The sequence below is a fragment of the Aeromicrobium panaciterrae genome (assembly GCF_031457275.1).
Classification (GTDB): Bacteria; Actinomycetota; Actinomycetes; order Propionibacteriales; family Nocardioidaceae; genus Aeromicrobium; species Aeromicrobium panaciterrae_A.
In genome coordinates this window covers 209,883-223,259 of record NZ_JAVDWH010000001.1, presented here as the reverse complement: position 1 = coordinate 223,259, position 13,377 = coordinate 209,883, and the positions used below count along the sequence as shown (strand labels likewise).

The window sequence follows — 13,377 nt, the reverse complement described above, 5'->3', positions numbered from 1 at the left end:
TCCGTGACTGACGCAGAACTCCCCGACGGCATCAGCTCCGACGCCGCCAAGTCGTGGCCGTCCCGTGAGCTGATCGACTCCTACCTCGGTGGCCACCATGAGCTCTTCTCGTGGCGCCCGGGTGAAGTTGTCGAGATCGACGGCGAGGCTGCCCAAGCTGCTGCTCGCCAGTACCGCGATGTACTCGGCCAGTACGCCAGCGGCGTCACGGTCATCACCACAGTGCAGGGCGGCAAGCCGGTTGGCATGACCTGCCAGTCGTTCACCAGCGTTTCACTCGATCCGCCGTTGGTCGCGTTCCTCCCGCAGAAGACCTCACGTGCTTTCGCGGCGATCCGTCAGACCCGCAAGTTCTGCGTCAACATCCTCGCCGCGGACCAGACCGAGATCTCCAATGCCTTTGCATCGCGGGCCGAGGACAAGTTCGCTGGCGTCGCATGGGACCTCACGGCCAATGGCACTCCTCGACTCGAGGGCACGGTTGGCTGGGTCGACTGCACTGTCCAGGACGTGCACGAATCTGGTGACCACTACCTCGTGATCGGCAAGGTCGAAGGTCTCGGCGAGGGCGACGCTGACAAGCCGCTGTTGTTCCACCAGGGTCAGTACCGCACCACTGAGTAGTTCGGAATGAAGCAGTCTCCGAGACACTCAGCGGGGTCGGGTTTCAGTCCGTCGTACCGGCATCTCGGATAGCGGATCCCAGCCGGCATCCAGTTGGCGTCCGCTCAGCTCTCCCCACCGAAGTCGGAGGAGCAAGGGCCGCGCGCCGCCGGCCCACGGTCGTGGTTCCCAGACTCGGTTGATGTGAGCAGCCTCGGCCGGGTCGGTGACGATTTCCGTCTCACCGCGGGCCACGACGCTGCAACCGCGGCGGTAGTTGTGCCTGATGTAGTCGACCTCGAAGGCAACTGTGACACCGCAACCATGAGTGGCCAGGAGGCTGTCGGGCGAGGTGCGCATGATGATTGCTTCATCGACCACCGAAAAGTTGATCGGCAAGATGTGCGGGCCATCGGGTGCCGAGAACGCTATTCGTCCCAGGACCTCGGCCCGAAGGATCGATTCACATTGCCAATAACTGAGTTCCACGGGGTTGGGCATCGTGGCACCTCCATCCCACCTGTGTTGGCCAGCGTCACACGCGCCTATCGGCCCACATAGGGGCATTGGTCCTACGTCGTTGGCGTCACGGTCGGCTAGCCCCCGTTACGCCTGAGTTCGCGAAGCTCCTCGCGGGTGAACGAGCTCGGGTCGGTCGTATGCAGGAAGTCGACGAGGATCTCCACGAAGCCTGCGGGATCCTCTGCATGAGGGAAGTGCCCGATACCTTCCATGACGGCCAGCCGACTGTTGGGCATGACCGCATGAGCCTGATGGGCGTGCTCGACCGGAATGATCTTGTCTCGGTCTCCCCAGACAATCAGCGTTGGCATGTGCGCAGCCAGGTAGAGACGGGTGACAGCGCTCACCGACTGACCTCCCGGGTCGATCACAGCGCGAATCGTCCGCACGAATCCTCGACGGTTCGTTGCGTCGGTCAGGGACTCGTACGAGCTCCAGATCTCGCCTGCAGCCGGGTTGTGGATCCCCCGACGCTCGAGGAACTGAGCGACCGAGCGCCCGTACCGACCAGCGAAAGCTGGAAACACGACCGGAAAGACATACTCGGCACCGGGCAGCGTCACGAGGCGAAGCATCAGGTTGACTTCGCGGCCAAGCCCGCCGGCATCGACGAGCACGAGTCGTTCGCAGATCTCGGGAAACTGGTACGCGAACTGCAGAGCCACGCCGCCACCGAAGGATTGACCCACGATGGTGGCTCGCTCGATGTCGAGGACATCCAAGAAGTCGCGTGTGTTGCTCGCGTGGTTGCCAAGCGAGTAGTCGCCGTGCGGCTTGGCCGACTCGCCGTGGCCGAGGAAGTCGGGAGCGATCACGGTGTAGTCGTGCTGCAGCAACCGCATCGCGGGGATCCACGTCTTGGAGCTGCCAGCAATCCCGTGGAGCAGCAGCAACACCGGCCCCTGGCCAGCGCGACGGTAGGCGACTCGTTCGCCGTGCAGGGTGACGTGCTCTACGGGGAAATCCTCGACGGTCATGTGCGCATCGTGTCAGATCCTCCTGTTGACGGCGCTCTCGGCCAATCATACAATCATCCAGACTTTGTATGATTGACCTGAAAGGCCGGGAATGACCCTCGGACGTACTGCAGTAGTTCTCGGTGGAAGCATGGCGGGGCTGTCAGCCGCTGGTGCACTGGCTCCCCACTTCGATGAGGTGCTGGTTCTCGAGCGCGATCTGCTGCCGCATGACGCAGAGCACCGCAAGGGGGTGCCGCAGAGCAAGCACCCTCACTTCCTGCTCAACTCGGGACGGCGGGCGCTCGGAGTGCTGTTCCCCGGCTTCGAAGCGGACCTCATCGCCGCTGGCGGTATGCCGCTGATTGCGTCGATGGACACAGCTCATATGACTGATGTCGGCTGGTCGCCGCGCAAGCGGGGTGCGCTGGACATGGTCTACGGTTCGCGCCTGCTGATCGAGCGGGTGCTGCGCGACCGCGTACGAGCACTTGGCAATGTCACGATCCGAGAAGGTGTCTCGGTCACCGGCATCAAGATCGATGACGCGGGTCGGGTCACCGGCGCGAAGTTCAGCGGCGAAGAGGTCGATGCCGATCTCGTGGTCGACGCACTTGGTCGTGGCTCGAAGGTCTCCGACTGGCTCGTCGCTGCAGGTCAGCCAGAGGTTCCGGTCATCACTCTCGACGCCAAGGTCACCTATGTGTCGCAGTGGTACGACCTTCCCTCGGCCGAGGAGCGCGCTGACACCTGGTGGTGGCAGCACATGGTCATCATGCCGACGGAGAAGAAGGGCGATCATCCGAAGGAGCACGAATACCTGAGCAACTTCTTCCCGATCGAGGGCAACCGTTCGATTGCGTGCATGGGGTCGTGGGGTCTGGACATGCCTCACAACGAGGAGGAGTTCATCGCTGCAGCCAACAACCTGCAGACTCCGAAGTTCGCCGCCGCCATGGAGGCATCAACGCCGACGTCCGAGGTGCACCTGACGAAGTCGACGGGCAACAAGTGGCGCCGCTACGACAAGCTGCCTCACGCACCCGAGGGCGTCGTCTTCATCGGCGACTCGATCTGCGCGTTCAACCCGTTCTACGGCCAGGGCATGAGCTCGGCCGCGCTCTCGTCCGTACGCCTGAGCGGCGCCCTGCAATCGACCACCGCACTCGATCCCGCGTTCTACCAGGGATTCGTCGCCAGCCAGGCCAAGGAATTCAAGGTCCCGTGGTCGATGGCGATGGCCCGCGACCGTGGCTACGACTGCGCCACCGGTACTGAGACGGTCGCGCCGTGGATGCGCAAGATCCTGGCGTCCGTCGGAGCGTCGATGTTCAACCTCATCACCGGAGCGGCGCGCGAGGACCAGGTGGTGGACGAGCACTTCGCCCGGGTCTTCAACCTCGACGAGCCGATCGGGACGATGATGCGGAGTCCGCGGGTCATCTTCGGACTGCTGCGCTACAAGGTCAAAGACGTCTTCGGTCGTCACAAGATCCCGTTTGGATTCGACCCCCAGCTGGATCCGCCCGGCAAGGACTGGTCTGTTGAAGCTGGCACTGCCGTACCTGAGCTGGAGGCATCACGATGAGCGCACTGATTTCGTCTGCAACGTGTGAAGAAGCGGCCGAGGCCGTCACGCAGAAGCTCGGCTTCGACTGCCATGACGTCAGCCCGGTTGTCTCGGTACACAACCCCTTCGGCCTGGCCAACTGGACGCAACCGGTGCTCGAGCTGCTGATCATCGCTGGTGCGATCTTCGCGCTGGTGCATGCGATTCGCCGCTTCCGCGAGGGTGATCCGGTCAACCTGGCGTTCTGGTTCGCGCCACTGGTCTACCTGTTCGTCACTGAGCCGCCGCTCTACTTCCCGGAGTGGTTTGGTCTCGACAAGCAGTTCGGCTTCATCTTTGCCCACAACATCTTCACGGTGCAGTTCATGTGGGATCGTCTGCCGCTCTACATCATCGCGATCTACCCGGCATTGGCTCAGCTGACGTACGAGCTCGTACGAGTGCTCGGTGTCTTCAAGCGTGGTGCACTCGCTGGTGCCGTGGCAGTCGCGTTCGTATGTCAGGTGTTCTACGAGATCTTCGATCAGCTCGGCCCGCAGCTGAAGTGGTGGGCTTGGAACGACGCCAACCAGGACGTCAACCACCCGGCACTGGCCTCTGTCCCTATGAGCAGCATGGTGCTGTTCGCCTCGGTCTCGTTCGGCGTCCTGACGTTCCTCATCGTGAAGTTGGTCGGCTCGAAGTCGGCCGATGGGGGACCACGTCGCGGCTGGTCGCTCACGTGGCGCATCCTCCTGGCTGGCGCGCTGGCTCCGCCGGCGATGGGCTTGTTCGGTATCCCGGCGAGCTTCTTCGGTGGCGACACCCCCAATGTCACCGGCCAGGCCTGGGTCATGGGCATTGAGCTCGGCCTCATCTGGCTGGCCGGCGCATGGGTCCTGTTCACGCAGCGCCGTCACGAGTCGGAGCCGATGACACCGTTCGCGCGGATCTATCCCGCGGCCTGGGTCATCGTGTTCGCTGGGCTCTGGCTCGCCTCGTTGCCGGAGTTCCTCGACGCCAAGGACGGCATCACCAGCGACGGCACACCCATCGGCAGCGGTCTCTACACGATCCTCTGCTTCGTGGGCGCCGCCGGAATTCTGTTTGTGCTCTTCTCCGGACGAAACAAGGCCAAGGTCGCGGTGGGCTGAGCGTGGGCCATCACGGCTGGCAGGGCAATCCGCCGCATACGGAAGATGATGCGAAGCTGCGCATCATCGCTGCCACGCGCTCGTGCGTGGAGAAGTTCGGCGCCGCCAAGACGACCGTCTCGGTCGTCGCCACCGAACTGGGCGTGACGCGGCAGACCGTCTATCGGTACTACCCGAGTCACTCCGAGCTGCTGGAAGCTGTGGCGCAGGCGGGACTCGCCGACTTCGTTCAGCGGATGACCGCGCACTTGGCAACGTTCGACTCCGCGGCCGACGTGGCCATCGAGTCAATCGTGTGGTCCATCGAGGAGATTCCTCGCGAGCCGAGTATCGGTCTCCTGCTTCAGGCGGGTGAGACCGAGGTCTTCAGTCGCGACGTCACGACCACGATGTCGTTCTCGATCGGTGCCGACATCCTCCGGGACATCCCCGTCGACTGGAGTGCAATCGGCGTCCAGGACGACGAGCTCGAGGGCCTGGCCGAGATGCTGATGCGATTGTTCGTCTCGCTCCTCCAGTACCCGGCAGACCCGCCCCGGTCGGCCGACGACATCCGGTCGTTCGTACGTCGTTGGCTGGGGCCAGCTCTCAACGCTTGACCCCAAGTTTGGTTGAGGTTCTAGGGTCGTCATATGACGATCGACCACATCGCTGCCATACGTCCGGGCGACGCTGACTACGACTCTGCACGCGCCACGAAGTACGACACGGGAACGCCTGCACTGATCCTTCAACCGACCTCGCCGGGTGAGGTGGCCGAGTCTGTTCGCCACGCTCAGGCCGAGGGTCTTCCGATAGCCGTCCGCAACGGCGGCCACAATGCGCTCTCGTACGGAACCATCGACGACGGCCTCATCATCGACCTGTCGAAGCTCGATCAAGTCGAGATCCTGGGCGATCACCGCGTACGAATCGGTGGTGGCGCGACTTGGGGTCCCTCCGCTACGGAGCTGGGCAAGCATGGCCTCGCGATCAGCTCAGGTGACACGCTTTCGGTCGGGGTTGGCGGCCTGACCCAGGCTGGCGGGATCGGCTGGATGGTCCGCAAGCACGGACTCGCTCTCGACAACCTGCTCGCAGCCGAGGTGGTCACCGCCTCGGGTGATGTCGTACGGGCTTCGGCTGCCGAGAACGAGGATCTGTTCTGGGGACTGCGCGGAGGTGCAGGCAACTTCGGTGTGGTCACCGCGCTCGAGTTCCAGGCTCAGCCCGTCACGACCGTGCATTTCGGGACGATTGAATACGCGTTGGAGGATCTCGATCAGCTGGTGAAGGGCTGGGCTGCCACGATGCGCACCGCTCCGGACGAGTTCACCGCGACTTTGGCGCTGCGGCCGGCATTCGGACCTTTCCCCGCCGCCGCGATCCTCTTCCTCTGCCTTGCCGGCGACGACTTGGCGGCGATCGAGCCTTTCCGTGCCATCGGCAAGGTCGTCGCGGAGGACATCTCCGAACACGTGTACGCCGAGGTGCTCGAGGAGGGACCACCTCATCAGGAGGTCACGCCGGTGATCGGCAACGCCTTCGTGGAGTCGGTCGACGAGCCGCTCATCACCGCGGTCACGGAGGCGTACTCAGCTGGTGGCCGCGTGGTCTTCCTACGCGGCCTCGGCGGCGCCTACGGCCGCGTCGATCCGTCGGCCACGGCGTTCGCCCATCGGAGGGCCGAGGCGTTGATCGTGTCGGCCGCGTTCATGAACCCGGAGTCAACGGATGCTGACTTCGAGCATGCTCGAGCCGTATGGCGCACGATCGGTGATCAGGGCTTCGGGTCCTACTCCGGGTTCCTCGGATCGGACACCGCAGAGGACATCGCGGCGCTCTGGCCGAAGGACACCCTTGACCGGCTGCGCGAGGTGAAGCGCGCCTGGGATCCGGACAACGTCTTCCGGCGCAACTTCAACATCGCTCCCTAGGCGGTCCGTACGATCTCTGCATGACCGAGCTCGCGGTTTCGCTGGTTCCGACCCCGCACGGTGACGCGCGAGTGCATCTCGCACGCCCGGACGTCGATCCCATTGGGCTGATGATGCTCGGCCACGGAGCTGGTGGGGGCGTGACGGCTCACGACCTCACCCTTGCGAGCGAGGAGGCGCTGCGGGCTGGGCTCGTGGTCGCCCTGGTCGAGCAGCCATACCGAGTAGCGGGACGCAAGGCTCCTGCTCCTCCTGCTCAGGTCGATGCAGCATGGATCGAGGTTGCGTCGCAGGTGCACCCGGAGGACCTGCCGCTGGTCGTTGGTGGGCGATCGTTTGGTGGCCGGGTTGCCTGCCGAACGTCCGGTGCTGTGGGCGCGACGGGAGTTCTGTGCCTTGCATTCCCGTTGCATCCGCCCGGTCGCCCCGAGAAGTCTCGACTCCTCGAGCTCACTGCGGTGACAGTGCCGACACTCGTCGTGCAAGGAGATCGTGACCCGTTCGGCGTACCGGATCCGAAGACCTTGCAGGAGGAAGTCACGCTGGTCGTGGTGTCAGGAGATCACTCCTTGAAGAAGGAAGCGCCCGCGATCCGCTCCGCCATCTCCATCTGGCTGGCTGATTTGATTTCAGGTGCCTAGGTTTGTCGTATCGGCGTGATGCCGTTCGTAGTGAAAGTAGGAAGCGGTCAACAGGGCCGCTGTGACTGAGGAGAAATCCATGACGCACTACTTGCTGTCCGTCCACGGCCCCGCTGAGATGGGCGAGTTCGGAAACTACGCCTCGAAAGAGGAGATGGAAGCGGCATTCGTCACGACTGGCGTCTTCAACGAGAAGTTGCGGACCGATGGCTACTGGGTCTTTGCCGGTGGTCTCGCCGCCGCGTCGTCAGCAACTGTCGTCGACGGCACAGGCGAGAAGCCGCTGGTCGTCGACGGTCCCTACCTTGAGACCAAGGAGTACATCGGGGGGTTCTGGATCATCGATGCGCCAGACCTCGACGTGGCGCTGCGCCTCGCGACCGAGGGCTCGAAAGCCTGTGGAGGCCCGGTCGAGGTTCGCCCGTTCGACGGCCTGGCCTGAGCAGTCCCGAATCAGTGCGCGACGTTCGTCTTCAGATGAGCGTCGCGCGCTGCTGGTGCGGCAGGCCGAACAACTGGTTGAGAGCCTGAGCGCGCTTGAGGATCAGATGCGCGTCGTGTTCCCAGGTGATGGCGATTCCGCCGTGCAGCTGTACGGTCTCGCCGCCGACCTCGACGGCAGCGTCGCTGCAGTACGAGCCAGCGGCGGCAGCCAAGCGATCGGCGTTGGGTGCGTCGTTGACGTGAGCCTGAACAGCAGCCCACGCTCCGGCGCGAGACATCTGCACTCGTACGAGCAGGTCCGCCATGCGGTGCTTGAGCGCCTGGAACGAGCCGATCGGACGACCGAACTGCTCACGCGTCTTGGTGTAGTCGACCGTCATGTCGAGACCGCGCTGTGCGCAGCCGACCTGGAGCGCGGCAGCGGCAAGGGTGCCGACGCGATGAGCCGTCGCAAGAGCTGATGCAGCGTCGAGCGTGATGGTCTCCGCCGTTACGCCGTCGAACTCGAGGGTGGCAAAGCTGAGGGTGGGGTCGAGTCCGGCGACCTTCGTACGGCTGACAGCCGACGGGTCGACGCTGAAGAGTCCGACGCCGCCATCGTGCTCAGCGGCTACGAGGATGATCTCGGCGACATCGCCGTACAGGACAGCCGACACCGATCCGGTGAGCTTGCCGTCCTCGAACGTGACGCCGACGGGCGCATCGGCCGGTCCGGTGACGCCAGACCACGCGAGCGTTGCAACGGTGCCCGCGGCGATCTCTTCGAGCAGCGGGCTGTCCGTCAGCGCCGCGGCGGCAGTAACAGAAGCGAGAAGGGGAGAAGGTGTCAGCGCGCGGCCAAGCTCTTCGAGCACGACGTATGTTTCGGCGAGGGTGAACCCGGCTCCGCCAGACTCCTCCGGGATCGCGAGCGCGGCGACGCCCATCTGCTCGCACAGCGTCGACCAGAGCTCGGCATCGAAGCCATTGAACGCATCGCGGACAGCCTGGCTGTCGGAGCGCTTGTCGAGCATCTTGCGCACCGAGCGGGCCAGCTCGATGTGATCCTGCGAGGGGACGAGGTCCGTCATTTCGACGGGCTCAATGAACTGGGAGAGGCCAGCAGCGATGCGAGCACCCGCTCGCGGTGGAATGCCGGAGTGCCCCACGCCGTCTGCAGCGCACGGATGCGAAGTAGCCAGCGGCTCAGGTCGTACTCAGCCGTGTAGCCGATCGCGCCGTGGACCTGCAGGCCTACGCGAGCCGCGATGTTGGCAGCTTCCGCGCTCTGGATCTTGGCCGCCGAGACCGCGCGCGGTGTCGGGTTCATGGCGGCGCCGTAGATCAACGGTCGAGCGAAGTCGAGAGCAATACGTACGTTGGCCAGCTGGTGCTTGATCGCTTGGTACGAGCCGATCGTGCGGCCGAATTGGGTGCGCTGCTTCACGTACGTGACAGCGTCGTCGAGCACCCGCTCGCCGGCACCGAGCAGCTCAGCCGAAGCGGCAAGAACTGCGAGGTCGAACGCGGCATCCAGATCGCCGTGGTCGACAGCGGCTCCAGCCGTGACGCTGAACAGACGACGAGTGGGATCGACGGAGGAAACTGCGTCGCCGAGGTCGGCCTGCTTCAAAGCCCCATCGGCCACGAAGTAGCGCTCGCCTGCGACGTCAGCGTCGACTGCGTACGGAGTGTGCGGGGGTACGGCCACCGTGGCAACGGCGCCGTCGGCGATCGCCGTACGTTCGGGCCCGGTGAGTGCGGTGGCGAGGTACGCCGCCGACTCGATCCACGGGCCGGGTACGGCATGACGCCCGAGGATCTCGAAGGCGCAGACCAGCTCGACCGGGGTTGCACCGAGTCCGCCGTCTTCTTCAGCAATGAGCAGTCCGGAGACGCCAACTTCGGCGATGCGCTCCCAGAGTGCTTCGCCCGGCTTGGTGTCGCCCTCGCCCCAGGCGCGGTTGGCCGCGACCGGATCGGCTGCAGCGATCTGTCCGTCGAGCGCTGACATGAAGTCGCGCTGGTCGGAGGTCAGTTCGAACTTCATCCGCGTGCCTCTCGGGGGAGTCCGAGAATGCGCTCGGCGACAATGTTGCGTTGGATCTCGTTGGTTCCCGCGTAGATCGGGCCCGACAGGGAGAACAGGTAGCCGTCGGTCCAGGCGGACTCGACTTCGGCCTCGGCGCCGCGCAGGTCGAGCGCGCTTTCGTGCAGCGCGACGTCGAGCTCGCTCCACCAGACCTTGTTGACCGAGCCAGCAGCGCCAATGTCGCCACCGTCGGCGAGCTTCGTGACCGTGCCCCAGGTGTAGAGGCGGTATGCCTCGGCGCGCACCCACGCGTCAACGACAGCGCTGGAGAGTGCCGGGTTGGGACTGTCGGCGTAAACCTCGACCAGTCGGTCGGCTGCTGCGCAGAATCGGCCGGGCGAACGAAGCGAGAGGCCGCGCTCGTTGCCGGCGGTGCTCATGGCCACGCGCCAGCCGTCTCCCGCATCGCCGAGTACATCGGCATCGGGCACGAAGACGTCGTCGAGGAACAGCTCGGCGAAGCCGGCTTCACCGTCGAGCTGGGCGATCGGACGTACCGTCACGCCTTCGGCATCGAGCGGGAAGCAGAAGTAGGTGAGACCGCGGTGGCGCTCGGCCTCCGGGTCAGAGCGGAACAGGCCGAAGCCCATGTGCCCGTACGTGGCGCGCGACGACCAGGTCTTCTGACCGTTCAGCAGCCAGCCACCATCGACCCGCTTCGCGGTCGACCGCAGCGAGGCAAGGTCGGATCCGGCCTCTGGCTCGGACCAGGCCTGGGCCCAGATGGTCTCGCCGGTCGCCATCGACGGCAGCCAGCGCTGCTGCTGCTCAGGTGTGCCGTGATCGAAGATGATCGGTGCGAGCAGGAAGATGCCGTTCTGGGAGACGCGTCCGGGGGCGCCAGCGCGGTAGTACTCCTCTTCGAAGATGACCCACTCGATCAGCGAAGCCCCGCGGCCACCGACCTCCTCGGGCCACGACACGACGGACCACTTCGCGTCGGACAGCTTCTTCTCCCACGCCTGGTGGGCGGCGAAGCCGTCGGCGGTGTCCATCGACGGAAGTGTCTCGGTCGGAACGTTGGCGGCCAGCCAGGCGCGAGCCTCGTCCCGGAACGCGAGCTCCTCGGGGGTGAATTCCAGGTTCACTCTTGTTCCTTGTTCTTCTTGGCCATCGACTTTGCGTCGAGTCCGCCGAGCGAGTCGGCCCCGACTTCGGCGTTGTGGGCGTGGGCGAAGTGGTGCAGGCCGAATACGGAGTCCATACCGGCGCGCATGCCCTGCAGGTCCTCGGCCTGGTTGACGGCCTTCTTGGTGAGGGCGAGTCCGAACCGGGGCATCTGCGAGATGCGGCCAGCCAGTGCGAGGACGGTGCTCTCCAGCTCTTCGGCGGGCACGACCTGGTTGACCATGCCGAGCTCGTGGGCGCGCTGAGCGGAGAAACGGTCACCGGAGTAGAGGAATTCCTTCGCGGCACGCGGGTTCATGACCCACGGGTGAGCGAAGTACTCGACACCGGGGATGCCCATGCGTACGACGGGATCGGAGAAGAACGCGTCGTCCGAGGCGATGATGAAGTCGGCCGACCAGGCGAGCATCAGACCACCCGCAATACAGGCACCGTGCACCATCGCGATGACGGGCTTGGGGATCTCGCGCCAGCGGCGGCACATCCCGAGGTAGACCTCTGATTCGCGGGCGTAGCGGAGGTCGCCGCCCACTTTGTCGACGTGGGTCCAGTGGATGACAGCCTTGCGATCGAACTCGACGTCGACGTCGCGACCCGGCGTGCCAATGTCATGCCCGGCGCAGAAGTGCTTGCCGTTGCCGGCGAGCACGATGACCTTGACGTTGTCGTCATCCGTCGCGCGCACGAAGGCAGCGTCGAGCGCGTACGTCATGGCGGAGTTCTGTGCGTTGCGGTACTCCGGACGGTTGAGCGTGATGCGAGCGACCTGGTCGATGACCTCGTATGTCACAACTTCTTCTTCGGTCACGATGTGCTCCTCAGATCGTTCTTCAGGACTTTGCCGGACAGGTTGCGGGGCAACGCGTCAACGAACGCGACCTCACGGGGTGCTTTGAAGTTGGCGAGCCGCTCCCGAGCGAACGCGATCACGGCGTCGGCGTCAAGGTCGCTGTCGGGACGTCGTACGACGAATGCCTTGCCCACCTCGCCGAGACGATCGTCCGGGATGCCGATGACGGCCGCGTCGACCACGCCATCGAGGCGTACGAGCGCCTGCTCGACCTCGGCGGGATAGACGTTGAAGCCGCCGCAGATGTACATGTCCTTGAGCCGGTCGGTGATGCGCAGGTAGCCGCGCTCGTCGAGTACGCCGACATCGCCGGTATGGAGCCAGCCGTCGGCGTCAATCGCCTCGGCTGTAGCCGCCGGATCGTCGAGGTAGCCGAGCATGACCTGCGATCCACGGAGGAGGAGCTCGCCTTCTTCGCCAGCGGGAAGATGCTCGCCGGTCTCGGGGTTGGCGATCGCGGTCTCCATGCCGTCGATGGCCTTGCCACAGGTGGTGGCAATGGTCTCGTCGGCATCGCCGCGGCGGCACATCGTGGCGACGACGCACTCGGTCATGCCGAAGGCCGTGATCACGAGGTCGAAGCTGAGCTCGGTCTGCAGGCGCTCGACCAGGGCAACGGGTACGTTCGCCGCTCCTGTGTTGGCGAAGCGCAATGAAGAGGTGTCGGTGGTCGGGAACTTCGGCGACTCGAGCAGGCCCAGGAAGATCGCTGGAGCACCGGGGACCATGGTGATCCGCTCTGCCGCGATCAGATCGAGTGCCGCGTCGGCGTCGAAGGTCGCCATCGGGTAGATCGTGCATCCGCGGATCAGGCCGGTGAGTGCGCCGATCTTGTAGCCATACGAGTGGAAGAACGGGCTGATCACGAGGTAGCGGTCATCGCTGGTGACTTCGCCGACTGCGCTCCAGCTGGCTCCGGATGCAACGCTCTGCTGGTGCGAGCTGAGCACGCCCTTGGGGCGGCCGGTCGTACCCGAGGAAAACAGGATGTCGGCAATGTCGTCGGGGGAGACAGCGTCGGCGGCGGCTTCGACGGCCGCGAGGTCGGCGTCGCTGGACTCGAGCGAGCCGAGATCGGCGAGGTCGAGGATCTTCGCGTTGGGTGCGACGGCGCTGAGGTCGGCGATCTGCGACTTGCCGAGGAATCCATCGGCGACGATCACCAGTGAGGCGTCGGTGCGCTCGACGAGTCCGCTGACTTCGTGAGCCGTGTAGCGCGAGTTGGCGGGCACCAACGTGCCGCCGGCGTACGTGACGGCGAATCCCGCGACGACCCACTCAATGCTGTTGGGGGCCCAGAGCACGACGCATCCGCCGGGCTCGAGACCCTGAGCGCGGAAGGCGGCCGCCGTACGGCGAACCTGCTCGTGCAGCTCGGTGAAGGAGAGGGTGCTGCCATCCATGAAGTACGCCGGAGCGTCGCCAAATTCGTTGGCCGCGCGGCGTACAAGTCCAGGGACGGTGTTGCCCACTGCACATCCTCTCAACAAACCAAACACTTGCTTGGTAGGCTACCTTAGCGGAGTACGACCCGGAGCAGGAA

Annotated in this window: 14 protein-coding genes; 7 read left to right on the top strand and 7 right to left on the bottom strand. The window is 64.9% G+C overall.

Going from position 1 to position 13,377, the window contains the following annotated elements:
* The first annotated feature begins 3 nt into the window (after positions 1-3).
* The gene (locus J2X11_RS01095; protein ID WP_309965586.1) at positions 4-624 is read left to right on the top strand and encodes a flavin reductase family protein; all 621 of its coding nucleotides are present in this window, start codon (positions 4-6) and stop codon (positions 622-624) included.
* 27 nt (positions 625-651) lie between these two features.
* Here J2X11_RS01095 and J2X11_RS01090 read toward each other — a convergent pair whose 3' ends face one another.
* Together J2X11_RS01090 and J2X11_RS01085 are read right to left on the bottom strand one after the other, a co-directional pair.
* A complete protein-coding gene (locus tag J2X11_RS01090) occupies positions 652-1,104 on the bottom strand; it encodes a pyridoxamine 5'-phosphate oxidase family protein (RefSeq protein ID WP_309965583.1) in 453 nt (150 codons plus the stop codon).
* Positions 1,105-1,199: 95 nt separating this feature from the next.
* The gene (locus tag J2X11_RS01085; protein ID WP_309965578.1) at positions 1,200-2,102 is read right to left on the bottom strand and encodes an alpha/beta fold hydrolase; all 903 of its coding nucleotides are present in this window, start codon (positions 2,100-2,102) and stop codon (positions 1,200-1,202) included.
* A gap of 91 nt (positions 2,103-2,193) precedes the next feature.
* On the opposite strand from J2X11_RS01085, the gene J2X11_RS01080 reads away from it, so the two are divergent.
* The 6 genes from J2X11_RS01080 to J2X11_RS01055 all read left to right on the top strand — a co-directional run bounded on the left by J2X11_RS01080 (position 2,194) and on the right by J2X11_RS01055 (position 7,783).
* Positions 2,194-3,669, top strand: coding sequence for an FAD-dependent oxidoreductase (locus tag J2X11_RS01080; protein ID WP_309965575.1), 1,476 nt, complete (start codon positions 2,194-2,196; stop codon positions 3,667-3,669).
* The gene (locus J2X11_RS01075; protein ID WP_309965571.1) at positions 3,666-4,784 is read left to right on the top strand and encodes a hypothetical protein; all 1,119 of its coding nucleotides are present in this window, start codon (positions 3,666-3,668) and stop codon (positions 4,782-4,784) included. Before J2X11_RS01080 ends, J2X11_RS01075 begins: the two co-directional genes overlap by 4 nt.
* A 2-nt stretch (positions 4,785-4,786) precedes the next feature.
* Positions 4,787-5,383: a TetR/AcrR family transcriptional regulator gene (locus J2X11_RS01070; protein WP_309965568.1), complete on the top strand. Its 597-nt coding sequence runs from the start codon at positions 4,787-4,789 to the stop codon at positions 5,381-5,383.
* A gap of 33 nt (positions 5,384-5,416) precedes the next feature.
* Complete coding sequence (locus J2X11_RS01065) at positions 5,417-6,700, top strand: FAD-binding oxidoreductase (RefSeq protein WP_309965566.1); 1,284 nt, start codon at positions 5,417-5,419, stop codon at positions 6,698-6,700.
* A gap of 20 nt (positions 6,701-6,720) precedes the next feature.
* Positions 6,721-7,341, top strand: coding sequence for an alpha/beta hydrolase family protein (locus tag J2X11_RS01060; protein ID WP_309965563.1), 621 nt, complete (start codon positions 6,721-6,723; stop codon positions 7,339-7,341).
* A gap of 79 nt (positions 7,342-7,420) precedes the next feature.
* Positions 7,421-7,783: a YciI family protein gene (locus tag J2X11_RS01055; RefSeq protein ID WP_309965560.1), complete on the top strand. Its 363-nt coding sequence runs from the start codon at positions 7,421-7,423 to the stop codon at positions 7,781-7,783.
* Between the two features lie 31 nt (positions 7,784-7,814).
* Here J2X11_RS01055 and J2X11_RS01050 read toward each other — a convergent pair whose 3' ends face one another.
* Genes J2X11_RS01050 through J2X11_RS01030 form a run of 5 tightly spaced genes read right to left on the bottom strand, consistent with a single transcriptional unit; the run spans position 7,815 to position 13,306 of the window.
* Positions 7,815-8,855, bottom strand: a complete 1,041-nt coding sequence (locus J2X11_RS01050) for an acyl-CoA dehydrogenase family protein (protein ID WP_309965557.1) — start codon at positions 8,853-8,855, stop codon at positions 7,815-7,817.
* Positions 8,852-9,814: an acyl-CoA dehydrogenase family protein gene (locus tag J2X11_RS01045; protein ID WP_309965554.1), complete on the bottom strand. Its 963-nt coding sequence runs from the start codon at positions 9,812-9,814 to the stop codon at positions 8,852-8,854. Before J2X11_RS01045 ends, J2X11_RS01050 begins: the two co-directional genes overlap by 4 nt.
* Positions 9,811-10,944 carry an acyl-CoA dehydrogenase family protein gene (locus J2X11_RS01040; protein ID WP_309965551.1) on the bottom strand — a complete coding sequence of 378 codons (1,134 nt, stop codon included), beginning with the start codon at positions 10,942-10,944 and terminating at the stop codon, positions 9,811-9,813. The genes J2X11_RS01045 and J2X11_RS01040 overlap by 4 nt, the downstream gene beginning before the upstream one ends.
* The gene (locus J2X11_RS01035; RefSeq protein ID WP_309965547.1) at positions 10,941-11,792 is read right to left on the bottom strand and encodes an enoyl-CoA hydratase; all 852 of its coding nucleotides are present in this window, start codon (positions 11,790-11,792) and stop codon (positions 10,941-10,943) included. Before J2X11_RS01035 ends, J2X11_RS01040 begins: the two co-directional genes overlap by 4 nt.
* On the bottom strand, positions 11,789-13,306 hold the full coding sequence (locus tag J2X11_RS01030; RefSeq protein ID WP_309965544.1) for a FadD3 family acyl-CoA ligase: 1,518 nt from the start codon (positions 13,304-13,306) through the stop codon (positions 11,789-11,791). The genes J2X11_RS01035 and J2X11_RS01030 overlap by 4 nt, the downstream gene beginning before the upstream one ends.
* Between the last annotated feature and the right edge of the window lie 71 nt (positions 13,307-13,377).